Raw genomic sequence first — 17679 nt, 5'->3', positions numbered from 1 at the left:
TTCCTTTGTGGTGGTTTGCTTGTTGTAGTTCAGCAAGTATCACCAATGTTCACAAAGTGAAGTATCTCTAGTTTTGGGGGATTCCCCTTTTGAGTGTTTTGATATTAAAGCGATTTTGTGGATTGTTGCCCTTGAATATCCAGCAGTATCCGAATCAGGGTCTCTTTCTTGAATGGTTTGATGACGTGCTCGCACATGCCCGCATTCAGAATGTCCATTCGATCCTGTTCGCTGGCTGATGCAGTCACAGCAACAATGGGTGGTGCCGCATTGCCCAGTTCTTCAAGAATCCTGGCAGTGGCTTCATAGCCGTCCATTTCCGGCATTTGCAGGTCCATCAACACCATGTCGTACCGTTCAGAAACGCACGCTTGCACGGCCTCCTTGCCGTTTTCCGCCAGGTGTACCTGCGCACCCCATTTTTTCAACATCTCCGAGGCCACCATGCGGTTCAGTTTGTGGTCATCCACCACCAGCACACGCTTGTTCAACATCGGTGGAACTGCTGGTCCAGTGTCAGCGGGTGCTGCCAGCGTTTGCAATTTCAAGGCCTGCTGGTCTTCAGCCCTGATCTTGAATTCCGGCTCAACGCAATTGACCGTGAAATGGAAAGTTGTACCCACACCGGGCGTGCTCTCCACCCAAATTCGACCACCCATCAGTTCTACCAGATTCTTGCAGATCGACAGGCCCAGTCCGGCCCCGCCGTAGCGGCGCGATGAACTGTCATCCACCTGGCTGAAAGGCTTGAACAGCGCTTCACATTGCTCCTTGTTCATGCCTATGCCGCTGTCTTTCACACTGAATTGAAGTTGCTTGCCATCGGCTACGCTTTGTACCTGCAAATGAATACGTCCTTTCTCTGTGAATTTCAGAGCATTGGACAACAGGTTGTTCAGAATTTGTGCCAAGCGAAGGCGATCGCCTTTCAGGCTGACTGGGCAGTTTGCATCTTTGGTGCAGTACAACTGAATCGCTTTTTCTTCTGCACGGTAAGCAAATAAATCGGTGGCCTTGCTAAGGACCTGGTCCAGCAGAAAACGATTGTGGCTCAGTTCCAGCTTATTGGCTTCAACCCTTGAAATATCCAGAATATCGTTCAAAACGTTCAGCAATACATCAGCAGCAGAGCCAATTTTGCTGAGATAGTCGCGTTGTTTGGCCTGCAGGTCGGTGTCTTCCAGCAATTGCAGCAAGCCCATGATCGCATTCATGGGCGTGCGAATTTCATGACTCATATTGGCCAAAAATGCACCTTTGGCCTTGCTTGCTGCTTCAGCTTGTTGGGTGCGCTCGGTCAACACATGGTTAATTCGTTCAAGTTCACGTTGTTGCGCCTTGAAGTCGGTAATGTTGGTTGAAATCGAGAAAAAGCCTTCAACCTTGCCGTACAGTACATCCGGAATCAAATGCACCAACATGTCGGCATAGCCGCCAGAGGGCAGTGGTTTTCTGCGTTCGAAACGCTGCTTTTCGCCTTTCAGTACGCCCAGCACATAGTGGTGGTCATGAATAAACAGTTCTTCACCCAGCACCTTGCGCATGTGTTGCCCACGCATTTTGTCTGCTGGAATGCTCGACCATTTTTCATGGTTGCGGTTGGCAAAATGGCAACGCAAGTCAGTGCTCCAGTACGACACCAATCCCGGTAAGCATTCAGACAGGGTTCGCAGAAAATGTTCCCGCTCAATCAGGGTTGCCTCATTGCGCTTACGTTCAGATATGTCCTGGATTTGGGAAATAAAGTAGATCACCCGGCCTTTGTCATTGCGTACAGCCGACACCGAAAGATGCACCCACACCACATGTCCTTCCTTGTGTATGTAGCGTTTTTCAAGTTGGTAGTTGTGGCGGCGTCCCTTCAGTACATCGCGTACCAGGTGGGTGTGTTGCATGGTGTCTTGCGGGTGGGTAATCGCATCAAAACTAAAGCCCAGCAACTCCTCTTCGCTGTATCCCAGAATTTCTGACAATGCCTTGTTGACTTGCAGGAATTGACCTTTGAAGTCCAGCATTGCCATGCCAATTGCCGCCCATTCAAACGAGGAACGGAATCGGGCTTCTGCCTCGCGCAAGGCATCTTCAAATTGGCGTTGTACAGTCACATCCACATTCACCCCAATCATTCTGAAAGGAATTCCTTTGGCGTTTCTGTGGGTTTTTGCACGGGCTTGTATGTGGCGAATACGCCCGTCACTTGCCCGGCGAATGTTGAAGTTGAATTGAAAGGTGTCCTGGTTCTTCGAGGCCTCGAGCAACACGGTGCCCAGTTTATTGACATCCTCTGGAAGCACGTAACTCAGCCACTCTTTGTAGGACACCAGTTCCTGTTCATCTTTCACGCCGTAAATTTTGCGCATGGCGCTGTCCCAGCGAATGAACTTGTCCTGAATGTTGTATTCCCAAACTCCAATACCTGCACTCTCGGTGGCCAATTGAAAGCGTTCGTCGTTGAATTGCTGGTCAGCCTTGGCTTTTTCTTTCGCCAAAACCTGTTGAACCTGATAGGTCATGCTGGCCTTCACCATCAGCACTGCCAGTATGCAAAAGGCCAGGTAACCCAGAAAAAGGCTAATGGTTTGTTCTCGCCACTGGGCTTTCATGGGCGCCGCATCGGCCCAGGTGATCAGGTACAGGGGAATGGGCGTATTTAACTGGTCGGAATTTGCCAGTGACAGGCTTGCGAAATAATGGTCTTTGAACAAGCCGTGTTCAATCAAATTGCTTGCCGCCTGCGTTTGGTCTGCCAGCGTCCGGAGGGACTCGAAATAAGGCAATTGTTTGCCCACAATTTTTTTGAACTCAGGTTGCACAAGTAGCACCGTGCCATCTTTAAAGGCAATACCGCTGCGCATGTGTTCGCCCAGTTGAAGCGAGGCCACTTTGCGCTCCAGGTACCGTGCATTGAGTCTGCCTTGAATTACACCCAGCATTTCGCCTTGCGCGTCTTTAACCTGGTAGTTGATCACCAGCACCAACTGGCCGTTGGCATTGAAAGAGTTTGAAAAGGATACGAGCCTTTCGTTGTGCAAAAGTCTTGCATTGGGTGTGAAAGCGGCTTGGGTGTTGATCAGGTCTTGGTCTACCCTGGTTTGTCCCACGATGTTGCCAGCAGAATCACGGGCCACGATGGTCTCCATGGCGGGCAGCGCACTTTTCAGCAATTCAAGGCGCTTGTGAATGTTGTTGCCGTTGTTGATATCAATACTGTCCGCCAGCTGCAGGGTGGCTTCGTCAAATGATCGAACAACTGCACTGAATTCGTCGTGCAGAATATCGTGAAGCAATCGAAGCTGGGTTTGGGTATTTTGTTCAGCCGAATCATTGATACGGCGCAGGTCAGCAGCAGCCATTGCAAGCAAGGCAAGGCCGAGCACGCAGAGCATGGCTCCGGCGAGAATCCATTGATATCGGATTTTGCTTGTAGTCACCTGATACAACCTGTGGCAAGTGGAAAAAGTAGAGCTGATTGTTCGGGGCATATCACCCCACAGCTATTTTGTTACACCTGCCTGCGCATCAATTTGTGGATTAAAGGGGCCTTTTCGCGGTTTATTGCACTCAAGTTTCAGGTATTCCAGTAAGAGTCAATGCTGTAGCGGTGCTTGAGAAAATCGATCCACAAGCGCACGCGCAAGGGCAGGTGCTTCCTTTGGGGGAACACCGCGTAAATTGCATTGGGTGGCGCAATAAAATCGTCCAGCACGGTTACCAACTTGCCACTGCGCAGGTGTTGTTGTACTTCCCAGCGGCTGCGCCAGGCCAGGCCCGCATCGTTCAAGGCCCAATCGAGAATGGACGAACCGTCATTGCATGCAAGGCTGCCGCTCACCCTGATTGGAGTGGCTTCACCCTGAATGGTAAACAGCCAGCCACTCGGGGCGCCCGAGCTGACCAGGTTCAGGCAGTTGTGATTGGCCAGGTCACTTGGATGCTGCGGCCTGCCGTGCCGTTGAAGGTAGGTGGGCGTGGCAACCACCAGCCGCTGGTTGTCAGCCAGTTTCACACCCACCAGGCTGGAGTCGGGCAGCACCCCAATTCTTACAGCGCAGTCCATGTTTTCATTCAACAAATCAACAACCCGGTCTGACAGATCCAGTGACACGGTTACTTCAGGGTGCTCACGTACAAAGTCATGCACCAGAGGTGCCACATGCTGCCTACCGAACCCGCCAGGTGCAGACACGCGAAGGTGCCCGCTGGCCTTGATACCGCCCAGGCTGACACTGGCCTCGGCGTTGGACAGGTCGTTCAATATTCGCTGACAGTCCTCGAGAAACGCCGAGCCTTCATAGGTCAGGTTCAAGGTCCGGGTTGTGCGAAGCAAGAGCTTGACCCCCAGTCGCTCTTCCAGCGCATCCAGGCGTCTGCTAATGACGGCTGGTGCCACACCTTCTTCTCTGGCAGCAGCAGAAAGGCTGCCTTTGGTCGCCACCGCAGCAAAGGTCGTGATTTGTTTAAAGTGGTCCATGCTTTTGCTTAAAAAGTAAAAATGTCTTCAATTAATTGGAAGAGTATGGTGGTTTTATTCAATAAACTAAAGACTACTCAATCTGTAGGGCGAGGTGTAAGGAATGGCGACTCCAAAATTGGTTCTTTTTGATGCCTATGGCACCTTGTTCGATGTGTATTCTGTGTCAAGCACTGCCGAGCAGATTTTCCCCGGGCACGGCTCGGCCCTCTCGGTGTTGTGGCGTGATAAACAAATTGAATACACCCGCCTGCGCGCCATGGCGGGGCGCTACAAGCCTTTTTGGGACATCACTATTGATGCCTTGCGTTATGCCTGCGAGGCACTCAAGCTCGATTTGACGGAGGAGCGGCAACGTCGGCTGCTGAATGTGTACTCAAGCCTGGCTGCGTACCCTGAAAACAGGGCAGTGTTGCAGGCATTGAAAAGCCGCGGCATCAAAACTGCGATTCTGTCCAATGGCAATACGGAAATGTTGAATGTGGCCGTGCGTGGTGCCAACTTTCAGGGCTTGCTGGATGCGGTGTTGTCAGTCGATGCACTGCAAACTTTCAAAATTCACAGTGCTGTGTATCAAATGGGTTTGAATCACTTCGGCGCAAAGGCCTCGGAAACCCTGTTTGTTTCCAGCAATTGCTGGGACGCGTGCGGAGCCACCTGGTTTGGTCTTCCAACGCTGTGGGTGAACCGCGCCGGTTTGCCTTTGGAAAGGCTGGACGTGGAACCCATGGCCACCGGTCGTAATTTGAATGATGTTTTATCCCTCGTGTGAGGGAGTGAGAGCTCTGGTTTTTGCCAGCTGACTTGATTCGTGTCACCTTAATAAAAAAACACTGTCAGTCCTTGTCTTGAATTCAAGCAAAGGAAGTTGTAATGGCTGGTTCTCCACCATTGGTTTTAACCCATACACACGCAGTTGCGCCTGTTGAATTAAAATACTCGCCCGCGACAGACAATTTCTCTTTGCCAAATTGCCGGGCCCACACCATTCGCAAGGCGAATTACAAATCGCTTGGCAATGGGCAACTGGTTCGCACAGGCTGGCAATCCAGGCTAAGGGCCTGGGTTGAGGGCAACAATGCAGACCAGCGCTACCACCGGGCGGCTTATGAAAGCAGCCAGCGGGTGTCGGCGGCACTTTTCTCGGAACATTACAAATGCGCAGTCGAGGGTAAACCGGAGAATGTCTCAGACAGCCCTTTGGTCAAGGCGCGTTTTTACCGGCAAGACAATTTGCGGTTTAATCCGCAGCTGCGTGATCCACGGTTTGGTTTGTCCAAACAGGATCAACGCGCAGTCAAGCTCTCCAGATGGGCCCATTACGCCAATGGGGTTACCGAACTGGGCGCAGCACCCACCGGGTTGTTGCTCAAGGTCAGCAAAATATTGTTCACGCCAAAGCGCGATGACAAATCATTTACAAGCCAATTGCGTGTTCTTGCGGTATTGCCCGTGGTCGCGGGCATTGTTGCGCTCTTCTCCCGCGGGGTATTCACTGAAGGCATGCACAGGGCCTTCAACAATGTGAAACAGGCTTTGCAAACCGACATGCGCGCGCTGGCTTGCAGCTTCAGTGCCATATCCGCGGTGTCTGCTTTGGTATCGCTGGCCTTAGGGGCAAGCAGTTGCATGGTCGGTTCCAAATCGAAATTGAGCAGTGCGATAACAAACCTGATTCAGTTCAACAAGGACAAGCACCTTCACCGAATTTATCTGTTGCTCAACGACGTGAACAACAAACCCGGTGCGGTTGCTGTGCTTTCAAGGGCTTTGCGGCAAAAAATTGGGCAGAACCATCGCACGGCCGAGGGAACTCCAATTCTTCTGGATCGTTTGTTGAACGATGTTCATGGCAGACAAAATGAAGTGCAAATCAAGCAGGCCATTGAAAAGACGATTGGGTCTTATCTGACAGAATTTAGCCCCTCGGGCAGCACGCAAGGCCGTTTTCTGGATCCCAAGTCTGACAAAGCCGAACTGTTGGCCCGTGAGAATCATTTTCTCGCTTTGACCAATCTGATTGAGCATTCTGCCATTCATGCTGATCCACATGACAATTTCAAGGACATGCGCCATCACATTGAAAGTGGGGCAGAAAGTTTTCGAAAACTTGTTTTGAAGGGGACTGGTAATTTGCTCAACGTGCTTGCTTGTGCACGGAAAGACACACAGGATTCAGGCTCTGTGTTGAAGCACCCAGCGACAGGACTGCGTTACAGCGCAGAGAACATGCTGAACAACGCGCACCAATATGGGCCTTTAACCCGTGGCTTGGCCAAGTTCTCAGAGGGCTTGCGGGTTTTTAACCACGGTGTATTGTTGTCTCTTAACTACCAACTGACTCGCCCAATCGCCAAGCTGGCGGGATACATCACCGAGGCCGCGCTGAAACGGCCCAACTCCCGTGTAACCAGCTTTAGCATTGGCAGGGCAATCGCCAGTTCGATCTGGGCCGCTGTCGATGCGTTCTTGATACTTTCTCTCGCAGCTGGCAATGGAGTGGCTTTCGGCGGGCCCGAGGCAGGAACCAAATTGAAGTTTCCGCTAAACATACCGCTTGGGTCTTTCAGCTTGGGAATTTCCATTATCAGCACGGCTGCACAAATGCTGGTGGTGGCTATACCTGCCGCTATTTTGATGGGTGCTGCAAAAGGCGCTTGCTATATCGAAGGGTGGAATGGCAATGTGGCACGGCCCCTAGAATTGGCTGGAAGCAAGAGAAAAGCCGTGCAGTGGGCATAAAAAAAGCCGCCCTGGGGCGGCTTCTTCACGTAGGCGCGAGTATTACAGCGCTGTTACGTTTTCAGCTTGTGGGCCTTTCTGACCTTGAGTCACAGTGAAAGACACTTTCTGGCCTTCAGCCAAGGTTTTGAAGCCGTTGCCCTGAATGGCGCTGAAGTGTACGAACACGTCAGGACCGTTTTCACGGGAAATGAAGCCAAAGCCTTTGGATTCGTTGAAAAATTTAACTTGACCGGTTACGGTATCAGACATAGCAATATCCTGGATTTCTGAATTGAACAAAATAGCTAAAAAACTGGGTGAAATTCGAGAAACAGAACTATTGCTTAAGCGGTTTGCCTGAATTGAACTGACCTGAAGTAGCGCCAAATTTTTTTTGCTGAAGTCAGTTTAGGCTTTTCCTCAGGCTTGTCAAGCAACATTTTCAGTTCAGTCACCTTTTCTTCATATTTCTTTTATAGCTCTGTCACATGCAGTCCGTACATTTCGTGTCATCGAAATGACAAATGGACCCTTGGATGGAAGCGATCAAGCACGATGTCACCAAGCAAGATGCCTTGAGAAATGCCTTGTACCTAAGTACGCCCGCGCGTGCACAGGCCCCTTCGTTGGAGGTTTGTCTGGCCAAAACAGCTGCTGAGGTGCTGGAAGCCCAAAAACTACGTTTCAATATTTTTTCTGAAGAATATGGTGCAGATCTGGGTAGTAACGGGATTGATCATGATGTGTTTGATGCCTACTGTGATCACCTTCTTGTAAGAAACAGCCAAACCGGCGAGGTGGTGGGTACCTACCGCATTCTCGCGCCAGAAAATGCGGCGCGCTTGAAGTGCTGGTACTCTGAAACCGAGTTTTTCATGAATCGCATTGAACGGCTTCGCAAAACAACGGTGGAAGTGGGCCGCTCTTGCGTACACCCCGATTACCGCAATGGCGCGGCCATCATGTTGTTGTGGAGCGGTATTGCGCAATACATGAAACTGGGCGGCTACAAACACCTGATTGGTTGCGCCAGTGTGAGCCTGCGGGACGGTGGCCACCAGGCTGCCAGCCTGTTCAAGCAGCTTGAGCCGCACCTGGCCGAAGCCAGTTGCCAGGTATTCCCCAAGAACCGCTTGCCAGTGGAACGCTTGCGTTGCGATGTGGAAATTGAACCACCACCCTTGGTGAAGGGTTACTTGCGCCTTGGCGCAGTGGTGTGTGGCGAGCCAGCCTGGGATCCCGATTTCAACACCGCTGATTTCATGATGTTGTTGTCGATTGACCGCATGAGCCCACGTTACGCCAGGCACTTCGGCTTCATCTAGGCGGGTTTGAAGGGCCCGGCCTAGCGTCGGGTCAATAATTCAAGTTGCAGCCCGATTCGTTGCCACTGTTCAACCTCGGTTTCAAGGCTGTATTGCGTCAAGGGGTGGGTGATCAGCCAGTTTTTCGGCACGCTCATTTGAATGCCTTGTTCGAGCAGTTTCACCTTGAGCTCTGGCAAAGCCTCGACTTCCCGGCGGCGCAAAAAAAGCGCGGCGAGGCGCAAGCACATGGGCGCAGCCCAATGTACAGCGGTATTGGCAATGTCGCTGACCTTGCCCAGTTTCCCGTTGTGGGCCAATACCCAAGTGGATAGCAGCTGTTGTTCCCGTTTTGAAAACCCGGGCATATCGGCATTGCTGAGAATGTATGCCGCATGTTTGTGGTGGCCGTTGTGACCAATCGACAAACCAATTTCATGCAACATGGCTGCCCAATGCAGCATGGGCAGTTGTTCTTTCAACTCGGGCAGTTGCCTCATCAGTTGCTTGAACAACAATTCTGCAAGTACTTTGACTTTGCCGGCATGTTTGCTGTCAATTTTGTAGCGGTGAAGAAACTGGGCCACTGTAATTTCGCGCATGTCTTCGTTGTGCTGGCGGCCCAACATGTCATAGAGCAAACCTTGGCGCAGCGCGCCGTCAGTCACATCCATGTGCTCGATTTCAAGTTCTTCAAATACTGCACTCATCACAGCCAGGCCGCCAGGCATCATGGGCAGGCGATCCACTTTCAATCCCTCAATGGTGATGTTGTCGAGGTGGCCTGCGGCTGAAACATGTTCGCGAATCAGGTGCAAACCCTCGGCAGACATGCCATGTTGCGTAAATCCGTTGGATACACATATTTCAGCCAAAGCCCTTGCCGTGCCTGAAGAACCAATAGCGTGGGTCCAGCCCATGTCCAGCATCTGGCGGCGCAGCACAGCCACTTCCTTGCGGGCTGCCATTACCGCGTTTTTCATGGCGCGGGGGCTGATACTGCCATCGGCGAAGTACTGTTGTGCCGTGCTGACACAGCCAATGTACAAGCTCTCCATGGCCTCGGGCTCGTAGTCCTCACCGATAATGAATTCAGTAGAGCCACCACCAATATCGACCACCAGGCGTTTGCCCTGACCGATTGGCAACTGATGGGCCACGCCGCAGTAAACCAAGCGGGCTTCTTCCACGCCTGAAATGACATCAATCGGGAAGCCCAGGGCCGCCTCGGCCTTGCCGATAAATTCCACAGCATTGCGAGCCACGCGTACCGCGTTGGTGGCCACCGCGCGTACCTCTCCGGGTTTGAAAGAGCGCAGGCGTTCTCCAAAGCGGCTCAGTGCACCCAGGGCGCGTTCTTGGGAAGCATCGTCCAGGTACTTTTGGGCGTTCAGGCCCGCACCCAAACGAACGGGTTCGCGCAGGGTGTCGATGATGTAAATTTGAGATTGACCGTTGAGTTCTTCTACGCGTGCAACAATCATGCGAAAGCTGCTTGAACCCATGTCTACGGCGGCAATCAACTGGCGTTGCTTGGACATTGTTTGTTCTGTGTTTCAGGTCAGGCGCTAGGATGCCACAAATGCAGCACACTGGCTTTGTTTGTGGTCATTTGACCACTTTCAAATGTTTGTCACAATTTTGAAATAACATTTGAAGAGTTTCACTTATACATGGAGTATTGCTTGAAAGTTGCCGCTGTCTCTGATGTAGCACCGAACAAAGAACTGTATTTAAATCGCGAGTTGGGTGTTTTGGCGTTTAACCGCCGGGTTTTGGCCATGGCAGAAGACCAAAGCGTGCCTTTGCTGGAGCGTTTGAAGTACTTGTGTATTGTGTCCAGCAACATGGATGAATTTTTTGAGATTCGGGTGTCGGGTTTGCAAGAGCAGATTCGTCAAAACCCTGAGTTCATGGACAAGGATGGCCTCAGCGCACTTGAAACCCTGCACAAGGTATCCACTGTCTCGCAAGAAATTGTAGAACAGCAGTACCGTTTGCTCAATGAATCGGTGTTACCAGCCATGCGGGACGAGGGCATTGCCCTGATGACCCTGGCCACCTGGAATGAAGAGCAGGCCCATTGGGCCCGCCAGTATTTCAGGCACGAAGTATTGCCGGTGTTGACGCCCATCGGGCTTGACCCAGCTCATCCGTTTCCGCGAGTGCTGAACAAATCCCTGAACTTTGCCGTTGAATTGACGGGTCATGACGCATTCGGGCGCGCATCGAATGTGGCGATTGTGCAGGCACCCAGGGCTTTGCCACGTCTGGTTCGAATGCCATCAAACCTGTCTGGTTACCAGCATGGTTTTGTGATGTTGACCTCAATTTTGCAAGCCTTTATTCCGGAACTGTTCCCGGGCATGGAGGTGCATGGTGTGTATCAGTTCCGTGTCACCCGAAACAGCGACTTGTATGTGGACGAAGAAGAAATCACCAACTTGCGTGTGGCTTTGCAGGGTGAATTGTCGCAACGACACTTTGGGGATGCGGTACGTCTGGAAGTCAGCGATCAAACTTCGCCCGACATGACTGCCCGCTTGTTGAAAGAGTTTGGACTGCCCGAACAGGCCCTCTACAGGGTCAACGGCCCCGTGAATCTTGTTCGGCTGATGCAGTTGCCCGATTGGGTGGATCGTCCCGATTTGAAATTTACGCCATTTGCTCCGGGTCGCCCCGACGCGCTGGTGAAGCAGCCCGATATATTCAAGGCGATTCAAAAAGGTGATGTGCTGTTGCACCACCCCTATCAAAGTTTCAGCCCAGTGCTGGAATTCATCAAAAAAGCAGCGACCGACCCCGATGTGGTCGCGATCAAGCAAACCATTTACCGCACCGGCACTGAATCGGTACTGATGGACAGCCTGTTGGCTGCCGCGCGCAGTGGCAAGGAAGTGACAGTGGTGTTAGAGCTGATGGCCCGTTTCGATGAAGAAGCCAACATCAACTGGGCCTCGAAGCTGGAGCGCGTGGGTGCACACGTTGTGTATGGCGTGGTTGGCCAGAAAACACACGCGAAAATGTTGATGGTGGTTCGCCGTGAAAAAACTGAAACAGGCAAGGTGATGCTGCGCCGTTATGTCCATTTGGGTACAGGCAATTACCACCCAAAAACGGCACGTTTGTACACCGACTTCGGCTTGTTTTCCTGCGATGAATCGCTGGGCCACGACGTGCACGAGGTGTTCAATCACCTGACGGGTTTGGGCCGTGCCCGCAAACTGAACAAAATATGGAATTCACCATTCAACCTGCACAGCAATGTGGTGATTGCAGTGCGCAAAGAAGCCGAACTGGCCAAGGCCGGCAAAAAGAGCAGAATCATGGCACGCATGAATGCCTTGCTGGAGCCGCACCTGATCAATGAACTGTACGCCGCATCACAGGCTGGGGTGAAAATTGATCTGATTGTTCGGGGAGTTTGTGCGCTGCGCCCAGGCGTACCGGGCTTGAGCGACAACATTACCGTGCGTTCAGTGGTTGGCCGTTTGCTGGAGCACAGCCGCGTATTTTACTTCAGCAACGACGGTGAAGAAGAGGTGTACATTTCCAGCGCGGACTGGATGGACCGAAACTTCTTCCGGCGCGTGGAGCTGGCCGTGCCAGTGACTGACAAAAAATTGAAGAAGCGGGTAATTGATGAGGGTTTGAAGGCTTTACTGGCGGACAACATTTTGGCGTGGACCATGGACTCCAACGGCAATTATGTCCGCCGAAAGCCGACAGGCGCACGTCGAATGAATTCACAGAATTATTTGTTGAGTACACTTGCGGCCAGTTTTGTGGAGCAGAGCGAACCTGTTTCAAGCAATCCTGTTTGATTGATTAAATTAAATGGAACTACGTTAAAACAAAACGTTACCGAGGAGTCCTTTTTACCTAGTTAAAGGACATCCAAATGACCGCAGTTTCAAGCGTGAATATATCTTCTCAATCGTCTGTTGACGCCCGTAGTCATACGGCTCAAAGTCGATCGGCTCGTTCTCCGAGTCTGTTGCATTTGGTCAAAGCCGCGGGTGTTTTAGCGCTCGCTTTGTCTGGTGGCGCGCAGGCCGCTGGTGTTCGGAGTTTCCAGAATGACCGGCGTTTGCTGCAATCGGCTGACCAGCCAACCGTACCGGAGCCTTACGATTACGACTCGATTTGTAAGTCAGGCATTCTGGATTCCTACGCAGAGGGTTTGAATTATGAGGATTGCATCACACAGGAAAAAGCGTCGATTGATTCAATTGAGAAAACAAAGCCTTTGGCAACACTCAAAAAGTGTTATCAAGTCAGTGGTTACCTCGCGGCGGCATTGACGGGAGTTGGTTTGCTTTCATCCATGACATGCAGCAATGCGGGGACGATAGTCGGCAGTGTTAGCGGTTCACTGGGCATTACGGCATTAATTCCAACTGCCGTTTGCGGCGGTATGTATGCTCATATTGACGGTCGTTTGAAACAATCCAGGGAAGTCGCTGAGAAATGTTGTCGTTTTTTCCCGAAAAAGGCGGACATCAAAGCAATGCAACCTGCACCCGCACCCAAGCAAGGTTTGCCTTCTCCTGAGGGTAATAAGCCCTGATGATTTATCGGATTGGCATTGTGGGTACTAACGCCGCCGTACTTCAAACACCCCGTTGATTTCCAGCAGGTGAGTCAGTGCCCCACGCAACTGCTCACCGCTGCTGACCTCGGCGGTGAATTGCATTTTGGCAATGCCGCGTTGGGTTTCAGTTTGTACGCCAATCACGTTGATTTTGTCTTTTGAAAATACTTCTGTGATGTCGCGCAACAAACCCTGCCTGTCGTTCGCGGTTACTGCAATGTCCACGGGGTAGTGCAAACCCGAGGACTCTCCCCAAGTGGTTTCAATCAGCCGTTCGGGTTGGCGGCGCATCACCTCGGCCAGGTTGGAACAACCCAGCCGGTGAATAGACACACCTTTGCCGCGGGTAACAAAACCAATAATCGGATCGGGTGGGGCAGGGCGGCAGCATCGCGCCAGGTTGGTCATTAGTGTGCTGACACCCACCACCAGCACGCCCGATTCCTTGCCTGCGGAGTTACCAGAAGAACCCGGTTTGCGTTTGTTGAGTATTTCAACCTGTTCTTCCTCGGACAAAGGTCCGGCGGGTTGCAGGTCGGCGCGCAATGCGTTTTCAATGGCGCGGGGCCTTATTTCTTCACGGGCCAGCGCGACGTACAAATCGTCGGGTTTTTCGTAACCCAGCTTTTGGGCCAATAGCTCGAGGTTTTGTGCGGTCTGCCCGATGCGTTGCAGTTCACGTTCAGCAATCGCACGGCCGCGTTCAAGTGTTTCCTTGCGTTCTTGCTGGGCGAACCACTGTTTTACCTTTTGACGAGCACGGTGGCTGATCAGGTACTTTTGCGTGGGGTTCAGCCAGTCGCGCGAGGGACCGGTGGCCGCATCGCCGCGAGCACTCACAATTTCAACCGTTTGGCCATTGTCCAGGGGCGTGTTCAGTTGCACCATTTGCCCGTTGACCTTGGCACCGCGGCAACGATGGCCCAATTCGGTGTGCACGTGGTAGGCGAAATCCAGTGGCGTGCTGCCAGTTGGCAATTCAACCACTTTGGCTTGCGGTGTGAATACATACACGCGATCGTTCAGCGCGCTGGTTTTCATTTCCTGCGCCCAGTCGCTGGCTTCACCCATGGTGTCGGTGACGTCTTTTTGCCAGGCCAACAGTTGTCGCAACAAGGCAATGCGCTCTTCAAACTGGCCCTCTGCCCGGCTTTCGCCGGTGTAGCCGTCCTTGCCCGATTCTTTGTAGCGCCAGTGCGCCGCCACACCATATTCAGCAAACTGGTGCATGGCTTCTGTGCGAATTTGCACTTCCAGCGTTTTGCCCGTTTCGTCCTGTACCACGGTGTGCAAGCTTTGATAGCCATTGGGCTTGGGCTTGCTGATGTAGTCGTCGAATTCTTCAGGTATGGGTGTCCACAAATTGTGAACAATCCCCAATGCGGTGTAGCAGTCATCGACTGTGTCTACAATCACACGGCATGCGCGCACGTCGTACAGCTTGTCGAAGCTGATACCCTTGCCTCGCATCTTGTTCCAGATGCTGTAAATGTGTTTTGGACGCCCACTGATTTCACAATGAATGCCAGCCAGCAACAAATTTTCCTTGATGCTGGTCATGGCCGATTCAATGAATGCTTCACGTTCGACGCGTTTTTCATCCAGCATCTTGGCCACGTTTTTGTACGTGTTGGGTTGCAAGATGCGGAACGACAAATCTTCGAGTTCCCACTTCAACTGCCACAGCCCCAACCGGTTGGCAAGGGGGGCATAGAGATCGAGGGTTTCCTGTGCATGCGACACCGCATAAGGCCACAGAGGGCCTTTCTCGTTTTTGATGTCCTCGTGGCTGGTGAAGTGCCTCAAGGTTTGGAGTCGGGAACACAAACGGATCATGATGACGCGAATGTCGGTGGACATGGCCAGCAACATTTTGCGCAAGGTTTCAATTTGGTCGGCCCACCGCAGGGTTTCAATGGTGGTGCGCGTGGCGCTGGGCCCTACCATGGATCGCATTTTGAAAAGCTTGCGCAGGCTGGCCAGCATGCGGCCCACCTCATCACCAAACTTTTTCTCCATTTGGCTTTCAAGGTGTTTGTCAAAAAACACCAGTGGCCCCAAGGCACCTGCAATGCGGGTGTTGGCATCGGCACGCAACTCCGCCAACAGGTCGGCCACAGCCAACATGTGTTGAATAGCGGGTTCTTGGGTGTCCAGAATATGGTCAGCCGCGTGAAGCCTTGCGTAATTCAGTGCTTCTTCGACTCGGGCCGCGTCAAATTTGTTCAACAACACCAGGGCTGGCGCAGAAGCGCTGCCTTTTTTCTCGGAGCCCAGTGTTGATGAAACTGAAACCATGTGTATTTGGGTGGATTCGTTAAGACCAGTTTAAAACAAAAAATCGCGAACAATATTAATTTGCTCGTTCTGCATGAAAGTAGGGGCATGGCCAACGCCGTGCACCTCGATAACGCGTGGCTTGGGACCACGTTGACTCATTTCCGCCACGGTCTGTTTTGACAGAAGATCAGAATATTCTCCGCGCACCACCAATGTGTCGGCCTTGATGGCGTCAAATGCAGCCCACAGGGCTGTTTCATGCAGCAAGGTGGTGGATTCTGACAGGTTTTGAAACGCCTGGCCGATCGCTGGGTCATAGTGGGGTTGCCAATGTCCGTTTTTTTCGAGCAGTACCGAGTCGCACAATTCATTCCATTGCGATTCAGTGTGGGGACCAAAAGGTTGCGATATGGTGCGAATGTATTGCCTTGCCTCTTGAAGTGTTTGAAATTCAAAGGGTTTCCCCACGTAGTCGCCAATGCGCTGCAGCGCGCTAAAGTTCAGGCTTGGGCCGACATCGTTCAGTATCAGTTTTCGAATGGGATTATTGGGCAAGCTTGCGTAAGCCATGCCGATCAAGCCGCCCATGGAAGTGCCAAACCAATCCAGCGTACCGGCATTCAAGCGGGCGACCAGGGCCACGCAGGCACTTACGTAGGTGGGCACGCCGTACAGGGCAGCATCGGGCAGCCAATCGGATGTTCCCCGACCGGGCATGTCGGCAGCAACGACGCGCAGGTTTTTTCCAAGCTCTTGGGCCATTGTTTCAAAGTCAGCACTGCTGCGGGTTAGGCCATGAACACACAACAACACATGTGGGTTGTCGGGATCGCCCCATTCGCGGTAGGCTAATTTGTGTAAACCATGTGGACTTAACCATTGCACCGTGTGCAAGCGCGCTGTCAGCATTGTTCAATACCCTCCATTAAATTGTTTTAATCAGTATTTCAGAGTTTCATTATCGAAAGAGGTTCATCCGTGGATTTTAAGAACATGAATGCGTTGGTCACCGGCTCAACCAGTGGTATCGGTTTGGGCATCGCCCAGCGTTTGGCGGCCAAGGGTGTGAATGTGATGTTGAATGGTTTTGGCACACCAGAGCAAATTGAAGCGGCCAAACAAAGCGTTGCAGCGTACGGTGTGAAGGTGGGTTACCACGGTGCCGATTTAACCAAAGTGGCCGAAGTGGAAGACCTGGTAAAAAGCACTGAGCAGTTGTTTGGCCAAGTGGATGTGCTAGTAAACAACGCAGGTATTCAGCATGTGTCCCCGGTTGAAAGTTTTGATCCTGCCAAATGGGATGCGGTAATCGCCATCAATCTGAGTGCGGCATTTCACACCACTCGCTTGGTGTTGCCGGGAATGCAGGCACGCAACTGGGGGCGAATTGTGAATATTGCGTCGGCCCATGGTTTGGTGGCCTCGGCCAACAAGTCGGCCTATGTCGCAGCCAAGCACGGTATCGTGGGGCTGACCAAGGTAGTCGCTTTGGAGAATGCAAAAACAGGCATTACCTGTAACGCGGTGTGCCCAGGCTGGGTACTAACACCATTGGTGCAGGCACAGGTGGATGCACGTGCGGTGCGGGAAGGTGTCTCTGTTGAAGAAGCGAAAGTAGGTTTGTTGAGTGAAAAACAACCTTCGCAAGAGTTTGTAACGCCAGAGCAGTTGGGTGGTTTGGTGGTGTTTTTGTGTTCCGATGATGCGCAGGAAGTGCGGGGCGCTGCGTGGAACATGGACGGCGGGTGGGTGGCGCAGTAAGCGTCGCGTTTTTTTACCAACTCGGCATGGGTTACCTGTTCCGCACAGAAAACCGCTTGATCCCTTTTTGAATTGATTCTTGCTCACCGAGCTCGGCAAAAGTGCGGGCCGAGTCTCGGTATCGGCATGAAGCCGACCGCCGCGAATCCACTCAAACGGGGCGGTTTTCTTGAAGTGCGCCCCAAGCAATCCCACTGCCGAGTTGGCTCAAACCCGCAGAGTGCGCACATCTGCAAGTTCAGCTCGTAGCCACTCCCGTGCGGCGCTTCTCCGTCACCAAGCGACTCACCGCGGTGTTCAATGGTCAATCGGCACTGGCTAATCTCCCTCACTATGCAACTCACGGCTGATTTCATCGCCCAATCGGCGGCGGTGTTTCGATCGCCTCGCCTTCAAGAAAACCTGCCCGTTTGAATTCACCCGCCACGGTCGGCCTTAGGCCAGCACCGAGACTCGGCCCGCCCTTTTGCCGAGCGAGGTGAGTCAGGGTGAATATCAAAAAGGGAAATACAGGTTTTCTGGCGAGAGATCGGAACCCAAGCCGA

At 52.3% G+C, this 17679-nt stretch carries 13 protein-coding genes; 6 read left to right on the top strand and 7 right to left on the bottom strand.

Annotated features, from left to right (window positions below; genetic code table 11):
* Positions 1 to 104: 104 nt before the first annotated feature.
* Complete coding sequence (locus B4C79_RS11635) at positions 105 to 3431, bottom strand: PAS domain S-box protein (RefSeq protein ID WP_171098337.1); 3327 nt, start codon at positions 3429 to 3431, stop codon at positions 105 to 107.
* 137 nt (positions 3432 to 3568) lie between these two features.
* Positions 3569 to 4471, bottom strand: a complete 903-nt coding sequence (locus B4C79_RS11630) for a LysR family transcriptional regulator (RefSeq protein WP_105028643.1) — start codon at positions 4469 to 4471, stop codon at positions 3569 to 3571.
* A gap of 103 nt (positions 4472 to 4574) precedes the next feature.
* Here B4C79_RS11630 and B4C79_RS11625 point away from each other — a divergent pair, with 103 nt between their 5' ends.
* Both B4C79_RS11625 and B4C79_RS11620 read left to right on the top strand, forming a co-directional pair.
* Entirely contained in the window at positions 4575 to 5243 is a 669-nt protein-coding gene (locus tag B4C79_RS11625; RefSeq protein WP_105028644.1) for a haloacid dehalogenase type II, read from the top strand.
* Positions 5244 to 5344: 101 nt separating this feature from the next.
* On the top strand, positions 5345 to 7213 hold the full coding sequence (locus tag B4C79_RS11620; RefSeq protein ID WP_291741046.1) for a hypothetical protein: 1869 nt from the start codon (positions 5345 to 5347) through the stop codon (positions 7211 to 7213).
* A 42-nt stretch (positions 7214 to 7255) separates the two neighbouring features.
* Here the strand turns inward: B4C79_RS11620 and B4C79_RS11615 are convergent, their stop codons facing one another.
* Complete coding sequence (locus tag B4C79_RS11615) at positions 7256 to 7465, bottom strand: cold-shock protein (protein ID WP_008251850.1); 210 nt, start codon at positions 7463 to 7465, stop codon at positions 7256 to 7258.
* A 254-nt stretch (positions 7466 to 7719) separates the two neighbouring features.
* On the opposite strand from B4C79_RS11615, the gene B4C79_RS11610 reads away from it, so the two are divergent.
* Positions 7720 to 8520, top strand: coding sequence for a GNAT family N-acetyltransferase (locus B4C79_RS11610; RefSeq protein ID WP_008251854.1), 801 nt, complete (start codon positions 7720 to 7722; stop codon positions 8518 to 8520).
* Between the two features lie 20 nt (positions 8521 to 8540).
* Here the strand turns inward: B4C79_RS11610 and ppx are convergent, their stop codons facing one another.
* Entirely contained in the window at positions 8541 to 10040 is a 1500-nt protein-coding gene (gene ppx, locus B4C79_RS11605; protein WP_291741191.1) for an exopolyphosphatase, read from the bottom strand.
* A 144-nt stretch (positions 10041 to 10184) separates the two neighbouring features.
* On the opposite strand from ppx, the gene ppk1 reads away from it, so the two are divergent.
* Entirely contained in the window at positions 10185 to 12323 is a 2139-nt protein-coding gene (gene ppk1 / locus B4C79_RS11600; protein ID WP_240965906.1) for a polyphosphate kinase 1, read from the top strand.
* Between the two features lie 77 nt (positions 12324 to 12400).
* Positions 12401 to 13069, top strand: coding sequence for a hypothetical protein (locus B4C79_RS11595; RefSeq protein ID WP_291741189.1), 669 nt, complete (start codon positions 12401 to 12403; stop codon positions 13067 to 13069).
* Between the two features lie 27 nt (positions 13070 to 13096).
* Here the strand turns inward: B4C79_RS11595 and B4C79_RS11590 are convergent, their stop codons facing one another.
* Both B4C79_RS11590 and B4C79_RS11585 read right to left on the bottom strand, forming a co-directional pair.
* On the bottom strand, positions 13097 to 15391 hold the full coding sequence (locus B4C79_RS11590) for a RelA/SpoT family protein (RefSeq protein ID WP_291741188.1): 2295 nt from the start codon (positions 15389 to 15391) through the stop codon (positions 13097 to 13099).
* Between the two features lie 30 nt (positions 15392 to 15421).
* Positions 15422 to 16282, bottom strand: coding sequence for an alpha/beta fold hydrolase (locus tag B4C79_RS11585; protein ID WP_291741187.1), 861 nt, complete (start codon positions 16280 to 16282; stop codon positions 15422 to 15424).
* 84 nt (positions 16283 to 16366) lie between these two features.
* Here B4C79_RS11585 and B4C79_RS11580 point away from each other — a divergent pair, with 84 nt between their 5' ends.
* Positions 16367 to 17134, top strand: coding sequence for a 3-hydroxybutyrate dehydrogenase (locus B4C79_RS11580; protein ID WP_291741185.1), 768 nt, complete (start codon positions 16367 to 16369; stop codon positions 17132 to 17134).
* Positions 17135 to 17486: 352 nt separating this feature from the next.
* On the opposite strand, the gene B4C79_RS11575 is transcribed toward B4C79_RS11580, so the two are convergent.
* Positions 17487 to 17679: hypothetical protein (locus tag B4C79_RS11575; protein WP_291762625.1), on the bottom strand; the 193-nt coding region annotated here is incomplete at its 5' end.

Origin of the sequence: Limnobacter sp. UBA7229 (assembly GCF_002473065.1) — a bacterium.
Classification (GTDB): domain Bacteria; phylum Pseudomonadota; class Gammaproteobacteria; order Burkholderiales; family Burkholderiaceae_B; genus Limnobacter; species Limnobacter profundi.
Note: the sequence above shows the minus strand (reverse complement) of the source record. Positions and strands in the feature narration are given on the sequence as shown.

Bases quoted from the DNA above. Each gene is read 5' to 3' on its own strand.
- B4C79_RS11630 (WP_105028643.1), bottom strand. From the start codon at position 4,471: ATGGACCACTTTAAACAAATCACGACCTTTGCTGCGGTGGCGACCAAA.
- B4C79_RS11625 (WP_105028644.1), top strand. From the start codon at position 4,575: ATGGCGACTCCAAAATTGGTTCTTTTTGATGCCTATGGCACCTTGTTC.
- B4C79_RS11620 (WP_291741046.1), top strand. From the start codon at position 5,345: ATGGCTGGTTCTCCACCATTGGTTTTAACCCATACACACGCAGTTGCG.
- B4C79_RS11615 (WP_008251850.1), bottom strand. From the start codon at position 7,465: ATGTCTGATACCGTAACCGGTCAAGTTAAATTTTTCAACGAATCCAAA.
- B4C79_RS11610 (WP_008251854.1), top strand. From the start codon at position 7,720: ATGGACCCTTGGATGGAAGCGATCAAGCACGATGTCACCAAGCAAGAT.
- ppx (WP_291741191.1), bottom strand. From the start codon at position 10,040: ATGTCCAAGCAACGCCAGTTGATTGCCGCCGTAGACATGGGTTCAAGC.
- B4C79_RS11595 (WP_291741189.1), top strand. From the start codon at position 12,401: ATGACCGCAGTTTCAAGCGTGAATATATCTTCTCAATCGTCTGTTGAC.
- B4C79_RS11590 (WP_291741188.1), bottom strand. From the start codon at position 15,391: ATGGTTTCAGTTTCATCAACACTGGGCTCCGAGAAAAAAGGCAGCGCT.
- B4C79_RS11585 (WP_291741187.1), bottom strand. From the start codon at position 16,282: ATGCTGACAGCGCGCTTGCACACGGTGCAATGGTTAAGTCCACATGGT.
- B4C79_RS11580 (WP_291741185.1), top strand. From the start codon at position 16,367: ATGAATGCGTTGGTCACCGGCTCAACCAGTGGTATCGGTTTGGGCATC.